Source organism: Sphingorhabdus contaminans (assembly GCF_007280415.1).
GTDB classification, from domain to species: domain Bacteria; phylum Pseudomonadota; class Alphaproteobacteria; order Sphingomonadales; family Sphingomonadaceae; genus Sphingorhabdus_B; species Sphingorhabdus_B contaminans.
On the sequence record NZ_VKKU01000001.1, the window covers coordinates 65,195 to 84,675 of the forward strand.

A 19,481-nucleotide genomic window follows, 5' to 3' on the forward strand; every position below is an offset into this window, starting at 1 on the left:
CTGGCACTGGTCGGACTGACGGCGCTTCTTGCAAGCTGAGCCGTCTAATCAACCAAAGGGGAAGCGCGGCCATTTCGGTGGTCGCGCTTTACTTATAACCGCATCACCCAACTATTGGGCATCTGCGTGAACCCCAGATGAACCCGCCGCTATGATCCTCAACTCGCCGTTGAGACGGCACGATGTACCCCAACATCCATGCCCGAATTTTGCGGTGAACCGTTTTCTCCCTGTCCCAATGACAGGAGATTGAAATGACCCCACAACATAAGCTGACCCTTGCCGGGAAGACGGCAGTCGTTGCAGCGCTGATGAGCGGTTCGTCCCTCGTCTGGGCGCAAGAGGCTGCGGTACCGTCGACGCCCGTTCCCGTACCTGTTGCGGAAACAACCGTTGCGCCACCCCCGATTGTCCGCACATTGCCGACGGAAAATGACGTGGTGAACCCGGCCGCAGCCGAACAGGCCGCACAGGAAAAGGCCGCAAAACAGGCAGCAAAGCCCGCCGCAAGGTCGACAGCTACGCCCCCTGCCAGAGTGCGCAGCGAAGCGCCCGTGCGGTCAACCACCGCCGTTGCACCTGAACCGGTCGCCGGTGATAATCAAACGACCCAGCCCGCCGTAGCGACGCCGCCCGCAACCGATGCGATGGAGCCATCCGCATCCACATTGCAGGTGACCGAAGATCCCGTGGCGCCTGCGCCTGAAGACACTGTTGTGAATGAGGATGAAGCAACGGCTGAAGATATCACCCTGATCGGTGGTATGGCCGCTGCTTTGGCTGCGCTGGGTATTGGCGCCGCCTTCTTCGCCCGCCGTCGCCGTCGGCCTTTGGAGGCCGATCGTGCTGCACCTGTTGAAGCATCACCGGCATTTGCCGCACCGCAACCGGTGCGCGAAGCGAGTGCTTTCCAGCATTTCGAACGCACGCCCGCACCGCAGACAATGGCGCCGCGCCAGACTGTTCACAGCCGTCCGGACATTCCCGTCACCGACCCGCTGTTTACGACCCCGGTTGTTGCAGGGCCGATCACCGACCCGCTGTTCGCGCCGCGTAATGCGGTGGAACCGCCGATCACCGATCCGCTTTTCGCCAAGCATTCCCGCTTCACCGGCCGGGCACGACCGGAGAATGATGTGGAGCCCAAAAAGCCCGAGCTTGTTTCCTGACAAGGTCTTGAGCGTAAATGAAAAGGGCGGCCTATTGCTAGGCCGCCCTGTTTCTGTTTCCCGAAGGAAAAACCGAATTACTTCAGTTCGACAGTACCACCAGCAGCGGTGATCTTCGCCTTGATTTCTTCGGCTTCGGCCTTGTTTACGCCTTCCTTGATCGCCTTCGGAGCCGACTCAACAAGAGCCTTGGCTTCGGTCAGGCCGAGGTTGGTGATGGCGCGTACTTCCTTGATGACGGCGATCTTGTTGCCGCCGTCGCCGGTCAGGATTACGTCAAATTCGGTCTGCTCTTCAGCAGCCGGTGCAGCGGCACCAGCAGCAGGTGCTGCAACAGCAACAGCAGCAGCGGCGCTTACGCCCCACTTTTCTTCCAAAGCCTTTGCAAGGTCAGCCGCTTCAAGAACGGTCAGCGACGAGAGCTGCTCAACGAGCTTTTCGATATCAGCCATAAAAATAACACTCCGATTTTCTAGTCTATCTGTAGGGCCCGTCCGGATGGACGCAGCCGGTTAATCCAAAAAAATTACGCTGCTTCTTTCGCAGCATAGGCACCAAATACCCGTGCCAGTTTCGCAGCAGGTGCGGTCGACAGCTGGGCGATCTTCGTTGCCGGTGCCTGTACCAGGCCGACAATGGTTGCGCGCAGTTCGTCGAGCGAGGGCATCGAAGCCAACGCCTTCACACCATTTACATCGAGGAACGTGTCACCCATCGCACCGCCGACAATTTCAAGTTTGTCATTGGTCTTGGCGAACTCGACCGCAATCTTTGCAGCAGCGACCGGGTCCGACGATGTGGCGAGCGCCGTAGGTCCGGTAAGCAAATCTGCTACCGCACCATATTGCGTGCCCTCAAGAGCGATTTTGGCAAGACGGTTCTTGGCGACCTTGTAGCTTGCGCCAGCTTCACGCATCTTCAAACGAAGATCGGTCGATTGTGCAACCGTCAACCCGAGGTTACGGGTTACGACGACAACCGCCGCTTCGTTAAAAGTGGCGTTCAGCGATGCAACTGTTTCGGTCTTTTCAGAACGGTTCATGCATTACTCCTTTTTCGGGTCTCTCCGGCGGACCGGACAAACCCAACACGAAATTCGAACCACGCAAATGCATGGCTCGTAACTTAGTCCGTGGGGAAGTTTCATGCCGAACTCGCGACAAATAGCGTCGGGAGTATATGGCGAAGGCAGGCACAAGGGCCAAACCTGAAATCTCTATCCCCGTCTAGGCTGGACATTAAGATGGGCAAATTCCCATCACCAACTGTCTCGGACGGTTGTCCGGAAAGGCCGTCGCCTCACCGAACGTGGCCGCCACTAGCAGGATCAGGCGCAGAGTCAAGGGCGTTGCGGAAATCCACGCTCTGCGAAGCGGTGGAAATCCCGAAATCTTGTGCAGCTTTGGACAATTTATCTTACTGGACAAGCTTTGTCGCGCTGACCTAATCGGGGCGCCGGAAACTGCCAAGGCAATGACAGGAGAAGATATGCCCGAGTCCCCTGAAACCACAGAGGCGTTGATCCAGCGCTATTATGCCGCGTTCAATGCCATGGACATTGATGGCATATTGGCCTGCCTGACCGACGATGTGGCGCATGACATCAACCAGGGCGACCGTGAAAACGGCAAGGATGCATTCCGTGCGTTTCTGGGCCGGATGGATCATGCCTATAGCGAGCAGTTAAAAGACATCGTCATCATGACCAGCCGGGACGGCGCACGCGCGGCGGCCGAGTTCATGGTGCATGGTATTTACAAAGTGGCCGACGAAGGGTTTCCGCCCGCGCACGGTCAAAGCTACACCTTGCCCGCAGGCGGCTTCTTCGAAATCCGCGACGGAAAGATCGCGCGGGTGTCGGTCTATTATAATCTTGCCGACTGGATCGCCCAGGTTTCATGACGGTCAGCGTCCGCACACTGACCGATACGCAGGAACGGCATGCCGCCATCCCGGCGCTGTCCGACCTGCGCATCCGTGTATTCCGTAACTGGCCCTATCTCTATGACGGGACGGCGGACTATGAGGCGGAATATCTCGCCGAATTTATCCGCGAGCCGGGGTCCGTTCTTGTGGTGGCGCAGGATGGCGATGCTATTGTCGGCGCGGCCACCGCATCACCCATGGCGGGCCAGAAGCCGGAATTTCAGGAACCGTTGCGGCGTCACGGACTTGATGTTGCGCGCATTTTCTATTTCGGGGAATCGGTGTTGCTGCCTGCCTATCAGGGACAAGGCATCGGCCACCGCTTTTTCGATGCCCGCGAGGCTGCCGCCCGCGCGGCGGGGGCGGCAAGCACCGCATTCTGCGCCGTGGTCCGCCCCGACGACCACCCGATGCGCCCCGACGCGCCCCGCGATCTGCATCCTTTCTGGCGCGCCCGGGGCTATGCGCCGGTTCCGGGATTGACCGGAACGCTTGAATGGCTGGATCTGGGTGACGCGGATGAAAGCGAACATCTGATGCAATTCTGGATGCGGGACCTGTGACGGCGCCCGTCCGCATCGCCGCCGCCCAATATAGCATCGGGCAGCCGGACAGCTTTGCCGACTGGCAGGCCAAGGTGGCGCAGTGGGTCACGGATGCTGTGGGGCAGGGCGCACAGCTTCTCGTTTTTCCCGAATATGCGGCGATGGAACTCGCCGCGATCGACCGTGCCACGGCAAGCGACCTGCATGCATCCCTGCGGGCCGTGGTGGCGCTCGGGCCTAAGATCGATGCCCATTATGCCGATCTGGCGCAGCGTCATGGTGTTACCGTGCTGGGCGGGACGCGGCCGCATGGTGCGGACGGGGGTTATATCGTCAACCGGGCAACGCTCCATCTTCCCGATGGCCAAAGCGGGCATCAGGACAAGATCATGATGACGCGCTTCGAACGTGAATCCTGGGACATCAAGGGCGGGACCCGCCTGCGCGTTTTCCGGACGCCTTTGGGTATGCTGGGCATATCGACCTGCTATGATGTGGAATTCCCGATGATCGCGCGTGCACAGGCCGCCGCGGGGGCGCAAATCGTCCTATGTCCATCCTGCACCGACAGTTTGCAGGGATATTACCGCGTCCGCATCGGGGCACAGGCCCGGGCACTCGAAAACCAGATTTTTGTGGTGCAGGCGCCAACGGTCGGCATGGCACCCTGGTCACCCGCGCTTGACGAAAATTATGGCGCGGCAGGCATATTTGTTCCCCCTGATGGCGACAGTCCGGACGATGGCGTGGTGGCCATCGGTACCGAAGGGCAGGGGGCATGGGTGTTTGCCGACGCGGACCCGGGCCGGGTCCAACGCTGGCGGACCGAAGGCGCGGTGCGTCCCTTTGCCCATTGGCCCGAACAATATTGCGGTGCCGACGCCGGCGATCTTCCTGTCGAGATTGTCCCGCTGGATTAATCGGGGTCGAGCCGCTAGGGCAGCGGGATGCCGCAAAACGCCACCCTGCCACGCCTGCATCTGCTGCTTGCTTTGGCGGTGATGGCGGTATGGGGCACGAATTTCGTCGTCATCAAACTGGCGCTCGCGCATCTGCCGCCCCTGTGGCTTGCTACCTTGCGCTTTGCCTGCGCCTTTTTGCCGGCTGCATTCTTTCTGAAACGGCCGTCAGTGCCGCTCACCAATCTGGCCGCTTATGGCATTCTGATCGGTTTGGGTCAGTTCGGGCTGCTGTTTCTTGCGATGAAAAGCGACATCACGCCGGGGCTTGCCTCACTGGTTGTGCAGATCCAGGTATTCTTCACCATTGCGCTGTCGATGCGGCTGACGGGTGAGCGGGTGCGCGGTTTCCAATGGGTCGCGCTTGCACTGGCGACCAGCGGGCTTGCGGTCATCCTGACCCATTCGGACGGCAGCGCGACGCCTCTGGGGCTGGGGCTTGTCGTGACCGCCGCCTTTTGCTGGTCCAGCGGGAACATGGTGTCGCGGGCCGCAGGCAAGGTCGATATGCTCGCCTATGTGGTCTGGGCCAGCATCTTTGCCGTCCCGCCCTTGTTCATCCTCGCCCTGCTGTTTGAAGGCGCGCCTGCCTTGATCGCCGGTGCGCAGGACGCGACGCTGACCACCTGGGCGGCTGTGGTCTGGCAGGCGGTGGGCAATACGATGTTCGGCTATGGCGTCTGGGGCTGGCTGCTCGCCCGGCATCCCGCGGCAACGGTCGCGCCGATGGCCCTGCTGGTACCGGTGTTCGGCATGGGGGCGTCGGCCCTGTATCTCGGCGAGCCCTTGCAGGGGTGGAAGCTTCTGGCGGCGGCGCTTGTCATGGGCGGTCTGGCGCTCAGCCTGCTCTGGCCGCGCTACACCGCAAAAAAGATGGCCGCGAACGGCCGACAATGAAAAAGGGGCCGGAGGTTTCCCTCCAGCCCCTTCGTCTATCGTGTTAGTGAGGGCAAGGAACATTGCAGATTTATCGGATCATAAAAGAAGGGATGCTGCGAGTTTATCTAGCTTTCAAACACATAATGACTCGCATTTGTATTCGGATTAGCGTCGAGTTCCGACGATATAATTTTAGAAATATCTACCTTATCAATGAACTTTTTTAGCGAAATACGATCATCGAATTCTTTGTTTGAATAACTTTTACATCGAGATTCTAGAAATTTTGCGAAGTTTTGTAACAATGGGATTTTATCGTTGTATAACTCAATCCATAGAAAATTTCCCATAGTATTTACCTCTAGAAATACCCATTCCCCTTCTGGAGTGACGATAAAGTCAAAGGCGCCAAAATAGATATTTAAGTATTCCATTAATATAAATATTTTATTTTCGATGTTTATAGGCGTCTGAATCAAATCATATTTAAGAGAAGACCAATCTTTTGCATTTCTAAAATCAATAGATGAATGAGCATCTGATTGAGAATCAATTTTAACGCTATAAATGTTTTTCCCGATTACGGTACATCTAACCTCGTAATCTTTTTTGACTAACTTTTGGTAGATTGCGGGGCAAGTTCTTGTGTCTGCGTTTTCCAAATCCGAAAGATTAACTATCGTAGTGGGTAGGGCAAACTCTCTTTGGTCGCTCGAAATCCAGCTTGCTTGAGAAAGGGGCTTTATGATGCATTGTTCATTCGCACCGCGTTCGACAAAAGATGCTATCTGCTCAGGGTCATTGCTGACCAAAGTCAATGGTATGTTAAATCCGATACGTGATGCAGCGTCCAACTGGGTAATTTTGCAAATGTTCCAAGAGCTTTTGGGTTCGTTTACTGAAAACGCAGCATTTTCAGAGCCGTAAATCTGTAAGGATCGAAATGCACTTGCCCAGTCTCTTAAGGCAGTTTCGACATCGGCTGGGTGGCAAGTGGGATCTGGTATTGCTCTTGGAACGCGTCGAAACCAAACGACGTCATAATTAGACATATCAATTTTGCCATTTTCCGAGTCAATCACGGTTTTTGGAAGTTTGTTTCCGCCCGCAAAAAATGAGTAAGTACTTTTCATCGGAATTGAGGACGATAGGAAATGTGTGACATCGTGTCCAAGCTGTTCCAGTGCCCACTTCACAGCATGTGAATGAAAGTCTCCTGATTTCGAGAAAATCAAAATTTTCAAAAGCTAACACCCATTTGATTAATGCTTTATATTTGGTTCAGCGATGCTGGGTGACGCTGCTAGTTCTTTTTGAGTTGGCACATTCGCCGCTGACCTAAGAATGTCAGGAATGATTTCATCTTCCGATGGTGCTTTGGAATATGCTCCATCTTCCGCTCTCACCGTTTGAGTGCCGTATATTTGCTTTTTTCCGATGGCCAATAAATATCTATCCAGGCTAGCTGCTGCGATCCAGGCTGCGTCTGGTTCGTTTCGCATGAGAGCGGTCATGGCAAATGAGTGGGCCCGTAAATAATCTTGCGGTGTTTCGCTGTGCTGGAAAATAAAGGCCGCGTAATAGAAATCTCTTCCGCTTTTTAATCGATTGTCGTCAATTAATTTGCTGAGTTGACTGATTCTTAATTGGTCCCTTTTCTTTATTTCCAATTCGGACAAGCGACCGCTTTTGCGATCATTTTGATCGTCCAAAAATAGTTTTCTAACTTCGTCATTGGAGTCATAATAGACGGTGCGATTATAGCGTTCGGAAATGTCCCAGTTGCCAAGATCGGCAACAGAGCAAGTGCGAATGAGAGTGAAATCTTCGAACGGAGAATTAATCAAAGATAAGCTAGCCCGCCTGCCGTCCCGAAGTTCAAACTGGAAGTTTTGAGGCCGCTTTTCCGCGCCGTTATGAGCAAAGCTTACCGTGAGCATTGTAGACGAACTGGTTAACGCGCGCGCTTCACTGTCGATGCGTGTGTTTCCAACGTTGAAAAAACTACGACGAGAAATATTATAAGCCGAAGGTCTCGTCCATTTTACAGAATATTCTGCTGGCGCAATTTGTGAAATTTCAAACTTCATGATCGCCGTATCGTCAGCAATCAAGACCCACTCCCCTCGAAGTGTAGATGGGTCGTAGCAAGTCGCAGAATTAGCGTTGCCCGGAGGAGGCATCGCAACCAGAAAGACTAACGATAGAGCATTTGGGAACATGGAGAACAGCTTTCCAAAGTAAGTCCCGTGCGTATTCTATCAATGAGATGCCCAGTGAACGAACTGAGCATCTCAGTCTATCTCACTGGTCAAATTGCCGTTCGGAGTCACCATTTGGGCCCGTATTTGTTGGTACAGTCACTTCTGTAACAAAAGTGGGTTCTGAAAAGGGTCCGCCGCCACTAACTTGCGAAGCTTCGCAATCATTAAGTTCAACCGCGAGTGAACGAGTAATGATACGTTGGCTGTTAGACTGAATCATGGTGCTACCTTTCAATAGGATCACAGCGGTTGCTACAGAAAGAAAGCTAAACCAAAGTAACATAGTGTCAATATGTTAAATATTCAAAAATTTACAAAAGTTTGTTTGAAAGCCGTAATTGAATATGCACCACGGAAATTTAAGGCGCCGACAATGAAAAAGGGCCGGAGGTTTCCCTCCAGCCCCTCATTCTAATTCTGCTGTTCGCGCTTAGGCGCCGGCAACGTCGGCCAGATTGACCTTCAGGCCTGGGCCCATCGAAGAGCTGATGGCAACCTTGCGGAGGTACTTGCCCTTCGAACCGCTTGGCTTGCTCTTGATTACCGCATCGACCAGCGCGTCGAAATTCTTGCGCAGGTCGGCGTCGGAGAAGCTCTTCTTGCCGATGCCGCTGTGGATGATGCCCTGCTTTTCAACGCGGAACTCAACCTGGCCTGCCTTGGCAGCCTTGACGGCTTCGGCAACGTCCATCGTAACCGTGCCCAGCTTCGGGTTTGGCATCAGGCCCTTGGGGCCCAGTGTCTTACCGAGACGGCCAACGATACCCATCATGTCCGGCGTCGCGATGACGCGGTCATAATCGAGGTTACCGGCGAGCATGTCTTCCATCAGGTCTTCGGCACCTACCTTGTCGGCACCAGCAGCAGTTGCTGCTTCGGCCTTGTCGGCACGTGCGAATACGGCAACCTTCATTTCCTTGCCGGTACCGGCAGGAAGCGAAACCATGCCACGGACCATCTGGTCGGCGTGACGCGGGTCAACGCCCAGGTTCAACGCAACTTCGATCGTTTCGTCAAACTTGGCGGTCGCCAGTTCCTTGATGGTCTTCAGCGCTTCGTCAACGCCGTAAAGCTTTTCACGGTCGAGATGTGCGAGCGACTTTGCTTTCTTGGTCAGCTTGGCCATTGGTTCAGCCCTCCACAACTTCGAGGCCCATGGCAATTGCCGAGCCTGCGATGATTTTTACAGCCGCGTCCATGTCGTTCGCGTTGAGGTCAGCCATCTTCAGGGTGGCGACTTCTTCGAGCTGCTTGCGGGTGATCTTTCCTGCGGAAACCTTGCCAGGCTCTTTCGAACCGGACTTCATGCCCAGAACCTTCTTGATCAGATAGGTTGCAGGCGGCGATTTCATCACGAAGGTGAAGCTCTTGTCCGCGAAAACGGTGATCTTGGTTGGAATCGGCGTGCCTTTTTCCATGTCGCCCGTGGCGGCATTGAACTGCTTGCAGAATTCCATGATGTTGACGCCGCGCTGACCCAGTGCAGGGCCGATCGGCGGGGAGGGGGTGGCAGAACCTGCAGGAACCTGCAGGCCGATATAGCCGTCAATCTTCTTGGCCATCAGTGGCCTCCTTTCATTCTTTCTCCGCCTTTGCATGGGCATCGGCGGATCAAATTAAGCGGTCAAACGGCGATTCCGAAAAATGCCTCCCGCACGGTTTTTCCCCCGGGCGAACCAGGAGGAAGCGGGCCGATAGCCGAAGTTGGCGCAAAAGGAAAGACCTTTAAATTGGGACAGGACATACCGGTCATTGACGCCCCGCCGCACCTTGTTATGGCAGTACTTTGAACGGAGACGTGGCTTGGACAGTTTTCCCGGTGCAATTTCGGCATGGTGGCACCGCCATCTGCCCAAAATGACACTAGCGACGCTCTCGCTGCTGATCATCGCGATGGTGTTTGTCTTCCTTCAGGCCACGGCAAAGGAAAGGGAGGCGCGTGCCGAAGCCACGGCGGTGATCGATATCCTTGCCGACCTGCGCGATGTCGTGCGGACCGGAGTCGATGCGGAAACCGGTTCACGCGGCTACATATTGACCGAAGACCCGACTTTTCTTGAGCCCTATGACCGGGCGCGCAGCATATGGCTGACGGATATCGACCGGCTCGAATCCAAATTCGACCTTCTGGGCGAAGATGAAAATGTTCTTGCCGCCCAACGCATACGCGATCTGGCGAAAAAGAAACTGGATTTCATGGGCAAGGTCGTCGCCCTGACCCGGCAGGGGCAGCGCGACGTTGCCATTGCCGAGATCAAGACGAAATATGGCAAGCTCCTGCTCGACAATATCCGCGAAATTGTGCGGGATCTGGAAATCAGGGAACGGCAGAAACTGGCCCAGTCGGTCGATCGGGTCGACACCACCGAATATGGCATTACCGCAACGCTGATCGGCCTCATGCTGTTGATTATCGGGCTCGCCTATTTTAGCTTCCGTCAGGAACGCCGGGCCAGCCGTGTCGCCTTGCTCGATCAGGAGGCGCTGCTGCTTCGGCAAGGCAAGGAGCAGGCCGATCTGGTGGCGCGGGAATTGAACCACCGGGTCAAAAACCTGTTCGCGGTGATCCTGTCGCTCATCACCCTGTCGGCGCGGGGTGAAAATGATGTGCCCTCGACCGTGAAGAAGATCCGCGACCGTATCCACGCGCTTTCGCTGGCGCATTCGGTCAGCCAGGGCACGTCGGATATCAATTCGGTGGATATACGGGAGCTTCTGTCTGCGACGCTTGCTCCATATCAGGATACGCAGAATCCCATCAGCTATGATGGCCCGCAGATAAATCTGCCGACAGCCGCCATGACGCCGCTGGGTCTGATCATGCATGAACTGGCGACCAACGCCCTCAAATATGGCGCTCTTTCGGTGCCGGAAGGATCAATAACGATCCGCTGGGAAGCAGGAAAAAGCGCAGACGGCACGCAAATCGCGCTCTATTGGGTGGAGCAAGGGGGCCCATGTCCGCAAGCGGACGGCGCGCAAGGGTTCGGATCGTCAATGATCGCGGCGTCGGCGCAACAGCTTGGCGGGCATGTGGAACATCATTGGCATGCACAAGGTTTAGAGGTAAATCTCCGTTTTCCCCTCGCAAGCCCATAGGTCGCGATCGGACCATCGCGGGCGCAGCATAGATTTGGATGGATCATGATGCAGTTTTCATCGGGGCAGGACCAGTGCAGTGGCGCACCCCACGGCCAGATTTTTGATCATGACGACGACGGGGAGAAGGGGCGGCTCGGGAATCTGCGTATCCTGCTTGCCGAGGACGAGATTTTTGTCTCCATGGCGCTGGAAGCGGAGCTGATGGCAGAAGGGGCCGAGATATTGGGGCCGGTCATGACGCTAGCACAGGGTATCGAACTGATCGATTCCGGTGTCGAAATGGATGGCGCGATACTGGACGTCAATCTGGGGGATGCGCTGGTGTTTCCGATGGCGGAAATCTTGCGCGACCGGGGCGTACCGATCATCTTCCACACCGCGCTGGGCGAGCGGGACGAATTCGCCCGCGATTTTCCCGACGCCGGCGTCTGCGTCAAGCCGACATTGCCGCAGGATCTGATCGGCCAGGCCGCAGCACGGTTCAGCTGAAAACAGCCGCACCGCGCTGGCGTTTAAGGCTTATTTCTTGGCGGCGTCTTTCGCGCGTTCCTTTTCAAGCTGATCAACCGTTTTCAGTTTCAGCTTTGCCGATTTTTCATCGAAGGTCGCCTTGTCGCTGGGCGCGATATTCGGACGTCCGGCCACAACACCCATGCCGATGCCGCATTTGACATAGTAGGTTTCGCCGGATTCGATTTCCATGTTCAGCGTATCGGTGGTTTCCGAATGGGTGGTAAAGACATGCTTGCCGGGCTCGAACGCCTGGATGAAATATTTGCCGTTTCCAAGGCCACCGATCAGGGCGCCATTCTCACGCACATTGCATCCAAGGGCCATGCCCATCATGGAGCCGGGGCGGAAAAATACGACCTGCCCTTTGCCAGCCGGAGGTGCGTCAACGACCACAGCCGTTTTTGCGGCAGCCGCCTTGTCCTTTGCTATGGCAGGTGCAGTGACCGGACCGACCGCCAATGCAATGGCAAGCGTCGCCAACAGGGTAATCTTGTTTTTTGTCATGGTTTTCCCTCTTCCTTCGTGATCGGCCCGCTGGGTATGATGCGGACATCTTGTGATAGTTTTGCGGTCGCGGGCATTCCGGCGGGAATGTCGACCTGACCGCCCGTAATGAACAGCGCAAGCGCCGATGAAATGGCGGCACTCGCCACAATCGCGGCACCGGAATTATTGTCGCCGGTCATGTCGGCGCCATATTTCAGGCTGCGCAGGGGCAATTTTGTGCCTTCATAATCCAGATAGCGGGCCGCAATGATCAACTCGCCCGCCTTGCCGGCCGCCCGTGCACGCGCCGCGTGGATAACCTCGCCCTGACCGGTCGCGCCGGCCGGGATGATGACCTTTCCGTCCAGCGTAATCGGCGCACGCAGCCGGATGGCGAACATCTGCCCGATCTTGCTGGTCTTGGAATTCAGCGCTTCGGTTATTTCGATGCTGACAGGATGCATCGCAGGAAGGGTGATGGCATTATCGGCCTCGGCCGTATCCGGCGCAGTTTCCTGGGAAGAGACGCTTTGGGTGCTTTCCTGGCCAAAGGCCATGGCAGACATGGCCAGCAGCCACGCGCACATAAGATAAAGCTTCACGAAATGCCCCCCATTTAGGGTGTATCTGCCATCTGGATGGGGACAAATCCAGCGATATTATTGCCGGGGCCAGTCTGGTGGGCCGGTCAAAACCCATTGGCCGCACATCAGGCAGCCAATGGGTTCGATTGCATTATTTCATCAATTCGACTTCTTCGAAGTCCAGCTCGACCGGTGTGGCGCGGCCAAAGATCGAAACCGATACCTTGACGCGGTTCTTGTCGAAATCGAGTTCCTCGACCAGACCGTTGAAGCTTGCGAACGGGCCGCCCAATACCTTGACCTGATCGCCGATTTCGTAATCGACCGACACGCGCTTCTTCGGCGCGGCTTCCAGTTCCTGCTTGGTATTCAGAATGCGTGCAGCTTCGGCTTCGCTGATCGGCTGCGGCTTGTTGCCCGCGCCGAGGAAACCGGTCACCTTCGGGGTGTTTTTGACGAGGTGATAGACATCGTCATTCATGTTCAGCTTGGCCAGCACATAGCCGGGGAAGAATTTGCGTTCCGCCTTGATCTTCTTGCCACGGCGCACTTCGGTCACCTGTTCGGTCGGAACCTCGACGGCTTCGACCAGTTGCGAAAGGCCAATGCGCTCCGCTTCGGCGAGTATCTGGTCACGGACCTTGTTTTCAAAGCCCGAATAAGCGTGAATGATGTACCAGCGTGCCATATCTTCTATTCTTTTCTCTTGCCGCGCTTAGCCCTGAGCCAGCGACAGCAGCCCCTTCACAATCGCGGCAAAGACCGCGTCGACGCCCAGGAAGAAGAAGGCAAGTATGATCGTCATGATCAGCACCATGATGGCGGTCTGCACGGTTTCGGCCCGCGTAGGCCATACTACCTTGCCGATTTCGGTCCGCACCTGACGGATGAATTCACCGGGGCTTGTCTTTGCCATAATCTGTCTTCCTGTTTCACTTCCGAGGGTAGCCGCCATCGCTCCGACCGGCGGGGTCGAGAGCGATATAGGTTCCGATTTCGGAAAGACTAGGCCTTTAGCCAGAGATTCGCGTCGAGGCAAGTAGCATTAGGCAGCACGGCCAAGTTGAACGGCCTTGAACTCTCGGCGCGTTTGGCTATCCCTTCATCAAACGCCAGTCACAGGAATTCTTCACCCATGCCATCCGGTCTCGCCGCCTTACTCGACGATATTGCCACCATCACCAAAGTCGCCGCCGCGTCGGTGGATGATGTTGCTGCCGCGGCTGGCAAGGCCAGCAGCAAGGCCGCAGGTGTGGTCATCGACGATACCGCCGTGACGCCGCAATATGTAACGGGCTTTACGCCGGATCGCGAATTGCCGATCATCTGGCGCATCGCCAAGGGGTCGCTGTTCAACAAGATTGTGATTATCCTGCCGGTTGCGCTGTTGCTCAGCCTGTTCCTTCCCTGGGCGATCACACCGCTGCTCATGCTGGGCGGGGCCTATCTGTGTTTTGAGGGGGCCGAAAAGGTCATCGAAAAACTGAGCCCGCATGAAGAGGAGACACTTGCGGAAGAAGTCGCGGAAATGACCAGTGCCGAGCATGAGCAGGTCATGGTCAAGGGCGCGGTGCGCACCGACTTCATCCTTTCCGCCGAAATCATGGCGATTGCCCTCAATGAAGTAAAGCAACTGGCCGAAACCTCGGTCTGGCTGGAGGCGGCGACATTGGCGGTCGTGGCGGTTGCCATCACGATCGCGGTCTATGGCGTCGTCGGGCTGATTGTGAAGATGGATGACATCGGTCTGCACATGGCGAAGCGGGAAAATGGTGGTTCTCAGGCGATCGGCCGGGCAATGGTCCGCGGGATGCCAAAACTTTTGGCCGCTCTATCGACCATCGGCACCGCCGCGATGCTGTGGGTTGGCGGACAGATCATCATCCACGGCTTCGGCATCCACCCCGCCGAATATGTCGGCCTGCACGAAGGCGCGCTGGCCTGGTTCGTCGACGCGGCGCTGTGCGGCGTGTTCGGCCTCGCCCTCGGCGCGATCATCGTATGGGTCCACCACAAGGTCGCGGGTGCGAAGGGGCATTGAGCCCTGATCATTATTATCGGTGAAAGAAAATGGCAGGAGTTGGGGGACTCGAACCCACGACCCTCGGTTTTGGAGACCGATGCTCTACCAACTGAGCTAAACTCCTGCGCTTCACGTTTCCGCGAAGAGATGCGCCCTTAACGCTGTTGGCGCGGCGGGGCAAGTATCAATGTGCCGCTTGCGGCCTAAGCGTGGGGGACAATCGCCAGTGCGACTGTCCCTCACGTTGATCAGAACTTGATCGATGCTTCCAGACCGTAGATCCGGGGTTCGTTGACGAAACCGGTCAGGTTGTTGAAGTCGATGCCGCCGACGGCCGACGCGTCATTGGTGATGTTGCGGACATAGCCGGCAATATCGAAACGGTCGGTGCGGTAGCCGAGGCGCAGGCCGCCTTCGAGCATATGGTCGTCGTTAAACTCCGCCGAGGTGTAGAGGAAGAAGTTGACGTTCGACCGGTACGCCCAATCGGTGAAGGCATAGATTTCGCCGCCTGCAACCGGTACGCCATAGCCTGCGGTCCAGTTGACCGACCATTTCGGTGCCTGTGGCAACTGGTTGCCGTCGATCGAGAAGATGCCGGGGCTGCCCGGGCGGACAGGATCGGTCACGGTGCAGCCGCCGCCGCATCCGGTAATGAACGCGTTGGCATCGTCGATTTCGGCGCTGTTATAGCTGATCCCGGCGGTCAGGCTGAGATTGTCGACGGGGCGTGCCTCCAGTTCGGCTTCAAAGCCGTAACCGGCGACATTGTCCACGTTGATCAGGCGGGCTGCGTTGCTAGCCCCGCCCACTGCGGTCAGCTGCGCATTGTTCAGGTCATATTTGAACGCCGACAGGTTGAAACGCAGACGGTTGGAAAACTGCGTCTTGATACCGGCTTCGTACGACATGATCGTTTCGGAATCGGCGGTGCTGATAGCATCCTGAACCGTGGTGAAGACGAACAGTGCGCGGCCCTGGATCGAAGGCGCGCGATAGCCCTTGGCCACGCGGGCGTAAAGGTTCACGGCGTCCGAAGCTTCGTAGGTGGCGCTGACATCCCAGGTCAGGTTGTTGTCCTGCACCCTGGCAAAGCCGTTGCCGATGGCACCGAAAAAGCCGCCGCGACCAACGTCCAGACGGCGCTTGTCGTCATTATAGCGCAGGCCGGCGGTCAGCGAGAGCTGCTCGGTCACGGGATAGGTCAGCGAACCGAATACGCCCCATGCCTTGGAATCCTGCTGCTGCAGCGCGGTCACGCTGGGGCGCAGGCCTGTGGGAGTGTCGTAATTGAAGGACGCAATGGCGAGGCTTTCGTCGAAATAGAAGACGCCAGCCTGATATTTCAGGCCTTCGTCATTGTTCGAGGAAATGCGCAGTTCCTGCGTGAACTGGTCGAGATCCGGAACATCGTCCTGCGAGTTGGCCGAGAAGGGGATGAAACCGGGGCCGGCAGGCACGCCGCCGTCGATATCGCCGCGGCTGGTATATTTGCCGCTCCACCAGGAGGTGACCGAGGTCAGGGTCGCGGGGCCGAAATCATATTCGAAGTTGCTGGCGACGCTGTACAGTTTCAGCTTCTGGAAATTCAGGCCGTCGGCGCGCACCTGATCGCGGCGGAACGGTGTGTTGACGCCGCCCAGACCGACCAGATTGTTGGTGCCCGGCGCGAACAGGTTGGCGCGGAAGACGCGGGCGGTGCCGTCAAAGTCGCGATACTGGCCGGTGACACGCAGCTTCACATTGTCGGCGGGCGCATATTGCACCTGCAGACGGGCGGCGAGGTCGGCATAACCTTCCAGATCACCGCCATTGTTGAAATTGTCGATATTATCGACCCAGTCGCTGCGGCGCTGCCAGGACAGCGAGCCGCGGATCGAGAGGCTGTCGGTGACCTTGCCGCCAATACCGGTTTCGATGCCGGCGGTGTTGAAGCGGCCGAAGGAAGCCTTCAGATAGTTGGCGCCTTCCTTGTCGGGGCGGACGCTGTCGAACTTCACGATACCGGCGGGCGTGTTGCGGCCAAAGAGAGTGCCCTGCGGTCCGCGCAGCACTTCGACCCGGTCGACGTCGAATACGGGGAAGCCCTTCAGGATCGGGTTTTCCAGAACGACATCGTCATAGACGATGCTGACGGGTTGCGATGCGTTGAGGTCGAAGTCGGTGTTGCCAAGGCCGCGGATGTAGAAACGCGGGAAGGTGCGGCCGAACGAGCTTTCGATGTTCAGGCTGGGGACGCGGCCGGCAAAGGCGCGGATGTCGCCGCCGCCTGCGTTGATCGCATCAAGCTTTTCACCTGAAACCACGTCGACAGACAAGGGAACATCCTGCAGATTTTCTTCGCGACGCTGCGCGGTCACGACGATTTCGGTCAGGCCTTCCTCTTCGGCAGCAGCGGCATCCTGTGCAGCGGCAGGCGCGGCGAACAGGCTGGTGGAGGCAATGGCGATGGCGACGCCAGAAACAAATGTCTTGCGGAAAGAAAGCATGGAAGACTCCCTGAAGTCATTGGGTCGATGGAGAATCGGTGCACTTTCGGCACCGTTATCCGCGCCATCATTCTTCACGATTAAAGGGTCAACCTTACATTGCAGTTTTACGACAATTTTTGCCGCAACTGTGGCCTATTTGCACTGCTGTTCAGAAGCTCATTTCGTCATAGACGCGGCGCACATCGCCGCCCCATTCGCCATGATATTTGTCGAGCAATTGTTCCGACATCGTCTTGCCCGACGCCACGATTTCGCGCAGCGGATCGAGGAAACCCGTTTCATTGTCGCCGCTGCTGTTCAGGCAATTGCGGGCGGTCAGGCCAGCCGAGGAAATGTCCAATATGCGCCCGGCGAGGTCGAGAAGCTTGCCGCCACCGGGTAGCGGGGCATTCAGCCCCTGTGCCGGAACCGCCGAGCGCAGCGCCTCGCGCTCTTCCATTGTCCAGTGCTTCACCTCGTCCCAGGCGGCATCCAGTGCGCCCTGATCGTAGAGCAACCCGACCCAGAAGGCGGGAAGGGCGCAGATTCGGTTCCACGGGCCGCCATCGGCTCCGCGCATTTCGAGGAAACTTTTCAACCGGACCTCGGGAAAGGCGGTCGACATATGGTCTTCCCAGTCGGAAATAGTGGGCTTTTCACCCGGCAGCACCGACAATTCGCCTTTCAGGAAATCTTTGAAATCGAGACCCGCCGCATCGATATATTTGCCATCACGATAGACGAAATACATCGGTACGTTCAGCATATAGTCGACATAGCGTTCATAGCCGAAACTGTCGTCGAAGACGAAAGGCAGCATGCCGGTGCGATGCGGATCGGTATCGGACCAGATATGGCTGCGGTAGCTCAGGAATCCGTTCGGCTTTCCTTCCAGAAAGGGCGAATTGGCGAACAGCGCCGTCGCGAGCGGCTGGAGCGCGAGGGACGTGCGGAATTTGTGCGCCATGTCGGCCTCGCTCGAAAAGTCGAGATTGACCTGGATAGTGCAGGTGCGCAGCATCATGTCGAGGCCCATGCTGCCGACGCGCGGCATATGGCGCAGCATGATGGCGTAGCGGCCCTTGGGCATGATGGGCAGCTCTTCGCGGGTCTTGTCGGGCCAGAGGCCAAGGCCCAGAAAGCCCTTGCCAGTCTTTTCGCCAATGGCCTTTACCTGCTTTAAATGCCGCCCCGTTTCGGCGCAGGTCTGGTGCAGATTTTCAAGCGGCGCGCCGGACAGTTCCAACTGGCCCGCAGGCTCCAGACTGACGGTGCCGTCAGGGCCGCTCATCGCGATGACATTGTCGCCCTCCATCACCGGTGACCAGCCAAATTCGGTCAGCGCCATCAACAGGTCGCGGATACCGCCGGACTCGTCATAGGAGGGGGCGTTGTAATTTTTGCGGCAGTAAACAAATTTCTCATGCTCGGTGCCGATGCGCCACCGTTCCTTGGGTTTCTCGCCCTTGGCGATCGCGGCAACGAGTTGGTCGCGGTTCTCGATGACGGGTTCGTTGCGATTCGAAACTGTTTTTGTGCTCATGGCGGGGGTTTAGAAATGTCGCGGCTGTATTGCCAGCAATTTCATTCCGTCAGTTGACGGTCACCAGAAAAGCCAGCGCAAAGCTGGCGGCGTTCGCCATGGTAGGGGCGGACAAGGAGAGCACCGATCCCGATACCGACGCGCCCATCGGGTCGGACTCGTCGGCGCCCACGGCATCGTCATCTTCCGCCGTCAATGTGCTGGCGCAGTCGGTGCCCGATCGTAACGAATTGGGCACATAGCTTGTGTTGGGCGGGATGATGTCGGTCCCCGCTATTGTCGTCGCCAGGCCCGGACCATTGTTGGAAATGGTAATGCAATAACGGATGCGCGCGCCCGGTATGCTTTTGTGATTGGCAGAGCTGACAAAGTCGGTCTGTGCGACGCTGATTTTCGTGACGTTCAACGTTGCCGGTAAGGGCAATATCGTCAGGGTCGAATGGAAAAAGGTTCCGGTGTTGCCGGTTACACTATCGCAAATGGATAGCGTCCAAATTCCATTGGCATTCTGCCCGTTAAATGCGTTGAGGGACTGGAGCGGTGCGAAAGTGCGCTGATAGGGCGGTACCACCGTGGCTGCGGCTGCGGTGTCGTTTACCGTATGGGTATTGATTGAGGTGGCTGAAGCGCTGTCGAATAGCACATTCAAATTGCGCGCCGTCCCACCGGTCGTGCGAAATAGCGTAATGGTTGTTCCAGCGGGCGACCGCAGGCTTATGGTCAGGTTGTTTCGCCGGACATGCGCCAGAAGAACGCCGATATTCACGTCGGCGATCGTATAGACCTCGGGAACGGTAAAAGTGCGCGACAATGGCGTCGCGCAGGATGTCAACGTTTCCGAAATCGGCGCGTCTACCGTCGAGGTGTAGGAAATTGCCGACTGCGCATGGGCGGGCGCGGCCATACTACCCCACATAAGCAGAAGCCCCGCGCAGAGGCGCAGTAACAGGGGCAGGCAAAACCGAACGATGGCCAAATATATAACCATAGTTATACATCTAGCGCGAAAATCGCAAA

21 protein-coding genes and 1 tRNA gene are annotated in these 19,481 nt (G+C 56.9%); 8 read left to right on the forward strand and 14 right to left on the reverse strand.

Translation table 11 applies throughout. From position 1 onward, the window contains the following. The first annotated feature begins 254 nt into the window (after window positions 1–254). The gene (locus tag FOM92_RS00325; protein ID WP_143774791.1) at window positions 255–1,169 is read left to right on the forward strand and encodes a hypothetical protein; all 915 of its coding nucleotides are present in this window, start codon (window positions 255–257) and stop codon (window positions 1,167–1,169) included. Window positions 1,170–1,246: 77 nt separating this feature from the next. Here the strand turns inward: FOM92_RS00325 and rplL are convergent, their stop codons facing one another. Together rplL and rplJ are read right to left on the reverse strand one after the other, a co-directional pair. Continuing rightward, a complete protein-coding gene (gene rplL, locus FOM92_RS00330) occupies window positions 1,247–1,621 on the reverse strand; it encodes a 50S ribosomal protein L7/L12 (RefSeq protein WP_143774792.1) in 375 nt (124 codons plus the stop codon). 74 nt (window positions 1,622–1,695) lie between these two features. Beyond that, window positions 1,696–2,211, reverse strand: a complete 516-nt coding sequence (rplJ, locus tag FOM92_RS00335; RefSeq protein WP_143774793.1) for a 50S ribosomal protein L10 — start codon at window positions 2,209–2,211, stop codon at window positions 1,696–1,698. A 446-nt stretch (window positions 2,212–2,657) separates the two neighbouring features. Here rplJ and FOM92_RS00340 point away from each other — a divergent pair, with 446 nt between their 5' ends. From FOM92_RS00340 to FOM92_RS00355, 4 genes are read left to right on the forward strand one after another with little or no spacing between them, the layout of a single operon-like run. Further along, window positions 2,658–3,071 (forward strand): ketosteroid isomerase-related protein, encoded by a 414-nt coding sequence (locus tag FOM92_RS00340; protein ID WP_143774795.1) that lies wholly within the window; start codon window positions 2,658–2,660, stop codon window positions 3,069–3,071. After that, on the forward strand, window positions 3,068–3,658 hold the full coding sequence (locus FOM92_RS00345; protein ID WP_143774796.1) for a GNAT family N-acetyltransferase: 591 nt from the start codon (window positions 3,068–3,070) through the stop codon (window positions 3,656–3,658). Before FOM92_RS00340 ends, FOM92_RS00345 begins: the two co-directional genes overlap by 4 nt. Then, window positions 3,655–4,560, forward strand: a complete 906-nt coding sequence (locus tag FOM92_RS00350) for a carbon-nitrogen hydrolase family protein (RefSeq protein WP_143774798.1) — start codon at window positions 3,655–3,657, stop codon at window positions 4,558–4,560. Before FOM92_RS00345 ends, FOM92_RS00350 begins: the two co-directional genes overlap by 4 nt. 27 nt (window positions 4,561–4,587) lie before the next feature. Then, complete coding sequence (locus tag FOM92_RS00355; RefSeq protein ID WP_143774799.1) at window positions 4,588–5,496, forward strand: EamA family transporter; 909 nt, start codon at window positions 4,588–4,590, stop codon at window positions 5,494–5,496. A gap of 107 nt (window positions 5,497–5,603) precedes the next feature. Here FOM92_RS00355 and FOM92_RS00360 read toward each other — a convergent pair whose 3' ends face one another. The 4 genes from FOM92_RS00360 to rplK all read right to left on the reverse strand — a co-directional run bounded on the left by FOM92_RS00360 (window position 5,604) and on the right by rplK (window position 9,304). Further along, window positions 5,604–6,722: an MvdC/MvdD family ATP grasp protein gene (locus tag FOM92_RS00360; protein WP_143774801.1), complete on the reverse strand. Its 1,119-nt coding sequence runs from the start codon at window positions 6,720–6,722 to the stop codon at window positions 5,604–5,606. A gap of 18 nt (window positions 6,723–6,740) precedes the next feature. Continuing rightward, window positions 6,741–7,592 (reverse strand): hypothetical protein, encoded by an 852-nt coding sequence (locus tag FOM92_RS00365; RefSeq protein ID WP_143774802.1) that lies wholly within the window; start codon window positions 7,590–7,592, stop codon window positions 6,741–6,743. Between the two features lie 580 nt (window positions 7,593–8,172). After that, window positions 8,173–8,868 (reverse strand): 50S ribosomal protein L1, encoded by a 696-nt coding sequence (gene rplA / locus FOM92_RS00370; RefSeq protein ID WP_143774804.1) that lies wholly within the window; start codon window positions 8,866–8,868, stop codon window positions 8,173–8,175. A 4-nt stretch (window positions 8,869–8,872) separates the two neighbouring features. Then, on the reverse strand, window positions 8,873–9,304 hold the full coding sequence (gene rplK / locus FOM92_RS00375; RefSeq protein WP_143774806.1) for a 50S ribosomal protein L11: 432 nt from the start codon (window positions 9,302–9,304) through the stop codon (window positions 8,873–8,875). 241 nt (window positions 9,305–9,545) lie between these two features. Between rplK and FOM92_RS00380 the strand changes: the two genes are divergently transcribed. Both FOM92_RS00380 and FOM92_RS00385 read left to right on the forward strand, forming a co-directional pair. Then, window positions 9,546–10,841 carry a sensor histidine kinase gene (locus FOM92_RS00380; protein WP_143774808.1) on the forward strand — a complete coding sequence of 432 codons (1,296 nt, stop codon included), beginning with the start codon at window positions 9,546–9,548 and terminating at the stop codon, window positions 10,839–10,841. Between the two features lie 45 nt (window positions 10,842–10,886). Continuing rightward, on the forward strand, window positions 10,887–11,333 hold the full coding sequence (locus tag FOM92_RS00385; protein ID WP_143774810.1) for a response regulator: 447 nt from the start codon (window positions 10,887–10,889) through the stop codon (window positions 11,331–11,333). A gap of 30 nt (window positions 11,334–11,363) precedes the next feature. On the opposite strand, the gene FOM92_RS00390 is transcribed toward FOM92_RS00385, so the two are convergent. The 4 genes from FOM92_RS00390 to secE form a co-directional block, all read right to left on the reverse strand. Then, window positions 11,364–11,861: a DUF2846 domain-containing protein gene (locus FOM92_RS00390; RefSeq protein ID WP_143774812.1), complete on the reverse strand. Its 498-nt coding sequence runs from the start codon at window positions 11,859–11,861 to the stop codon at window positions 11,364–11,366. Then, the gene (locus FOM92_RS00395) at window positions 11,858–12,445 is read right to left on the reverse strand and encodes a hypothetical protein (protein ID WP_143774813.1); all 588 of its coding nucleotides are present in this window, start codon (window positions 12,443–12,445) and stop codon (window positions 11,858–11,860) included. Before FOM92_RS00395 ends, FOM92_RS00390 begins: the two co-directional genes overlap by 4 nt. Before the next feature lie 133 nt (window positions 12,446–12,578). Beyond that, a complete protein-coding gene (gene nusG, locus FOM92_RS00400) occupies window positions 12,579–13,115 on the reverse strand; it encodes a transcription termination/antitermination protein NusG (RefSeq protein WP_143774815.1) in 537 nt (178 codons plus the stop codon). 27 nt (window positions 13,116–13,142) lie between these two features. Then, window positions 13,143–13,343, reverse strand: coding sequence for a preprotein translocase subunit SecE (gene secE, locus FOM92_RS00405; protein WP_143774816.1), 201 nt, complete (start codon window positions 13,341–13,343; stop codon window positions 13,143–13,145). A gap of 219 nt (window positions 13,344–13,562) precedes the next feature. Between secE and FOM92_RS00410 the strand changes: the two genes are divergently transcribed. Then, entirely contained in the window at window positions 13,563–14,468 is a 906-nt protein-coding gene (locus FOM92_RS00410) for a DUF808 domain-containing protein (protein ID WP_143774819.1), read from the forward strand. Between the two features lie 30 nt (window positions 14,469–14,498). Here the strand turns inward: FOM92_RS00410 and FOM92_RS00415 are convergent. The 4 genes from FOM92_RS00415 to FOM92_RS00430 form a co-directional block, all read right to left on the reverse strand. Beyond that, a tRNA-Trp gene (locus FOM92_RS00415) sits at window positions 14,499–14,574 on the reverse strand. 124 nt (window positions 14,575–14,698) lie between these two features. Then, the gene (locus FOM92_RS00420; RefSeq protein WP_143774820.1) at window positions 14,699–16,939 is read right to left on the reverse strand and encodes a TonB-dependent receptor; all 2,241 of its coding nucleotides are present in this window, start codon (window positions 16,937–16,939) and stop codon (window positions 14,699–14,701) included. A 151-nt stretch (window positions 16,940–17,090) separates the two neighbouring features. Then, on the reverse strand, window positions 17,091–18,464 hold the full coding sequence (locus FOM92_RS00425; protein WP_143774822.1) for a glutamate--cysteine ligase: 1,374 nt from the start codon (window positions 18,462–18,464) through the stop codon (window positions 17,091–17,093). 49 nt (window positions 18,465–18,513) lie between these two features. Next, a complete protein-coding gene (locus FOM92_RS00430) occupies window positions 18,514–19,368 on the reverse strand; it encodes a proprotein convertase P-domain-containing protein (RefSeq protein WP_170226751.1) in 855 nt (284 codons plus the stop codon). Window positions 19,369–19,481: the final 113 nt, after the last annotated feature.

Excerpts from the sequence above, each read along its gene's own strand:
- FOM92_RS00345 (WP_143774796.1), top strand. The coding sequence starts at position 3,068 with ATGACGGTCAGCGTCCGCACACTGACCGATACGCAGGAACGGCATGCC.
- rplL (WP_143774792.1), bottom strand. The coding sequence starts at position 1,621 with ATGGCTGATATCGAAAAGCTCGTTGAGCAGCTCTCGTCGCTGACCGTT.
- FOM92_RS00430 (WP_170226751.1), bottom strand. The coding sequence starts at position 19,368 with ATGGCCGCGCCCGCCCATGCGCAGTCGGCAATTTCCTACACCTCGACG.
- rplK (WP_143774806.1), bottom strand. The coding sequence starts at position 9,304 with ATGGCCAAGAAGATTGACGGCTATATCGGCCTGCAGGTTCCTGCAGGT.
- FOM92_RS00385 (WP_143774810.1), top strand. The coding sequence starts at position 10,887 with ATGATGCAGTTTTCATCGGGGCAGGACCAGTGCAGTGGCGCACCCCAC.
- rplJ (WP_143774793.1), bottom strand. The coding sequence starts at position 2,211 with ATGAACCGTTCTGAAAAGACCGAAACAGTTGCATCGCTGAACGCCACT.
- FOM92_RS00340 (WP_143774795.1), top strand. The coding sequence starts at position 2,658 with ATGCCCGAGTCCCCTGAAACCACAGAGGCGTTGATCCAGCGCTATTAT.
- FOM92_RS00325 (WP_143774791.1), top strand. The coding sequence starts at position 255 with ATGACCCCACAACATAAGCTGACCCTTGCCGGGAAGACGGCAGTCGTT.
- FOM92_RS00425 (WP_143774822.1), bottom strand. The coding sequence starts at position 18,464 with ATGAGCACAAAAACAGTTTCGAATCGCAACGAACCCGTCATCGAGAAC.
- secE (WP_143774816.1), bottom strand. The coding sequence starts at position 13,343 with ATGGCAAAGACAAGCCCCGGTGAATTCATCCGTCAGGTGCGGACCGAA.
- FOM92_RS00420 (WP_143774820.1), bottom strand. The coding sequence starts at position 16,939 with ATGCTTTCTTTCCGCAAGACATTTGTTTCTGGCGTCGCCATCGCCATT.
- FOM92_RS00355 (WP_143774799.1), top strand. The coding sequence starts at position 4,588 with ATGCCGCAAAACGCCACCCTGCCACGCCTGCATCTGCTGCTTGCTTTG.
- FOM92_RS00410 (WP_143774819.1), top strand. The coding sequence starts at position 13,563 with ATGCCATCCGGTCTCGCCGCCTTACTCGACGATATTGCCACCATCACC.
- rplA (WP_143774804.1), bottom strand. The coding sequence starts at position 8,868 with ATGGCCAAGCTGACCAAGAAAGCAAAGTCGCTCGCACATCTCGACCGT.
- nusG (WP_143774815.1), bottom strand. The coding sequence starts at position 13,115 with ATGGCACGCTGGTACATCATTCACGCTTATTCGGGCTTTGAAAACAAG.
- FOM92_RS00390 (WP_143774812.1), bottom strand. The coding sequence starts at position 11,861 with ATGACAAAAAACAAGATTACCCTGTTGGCGACGCTTGCCATTGCATTG.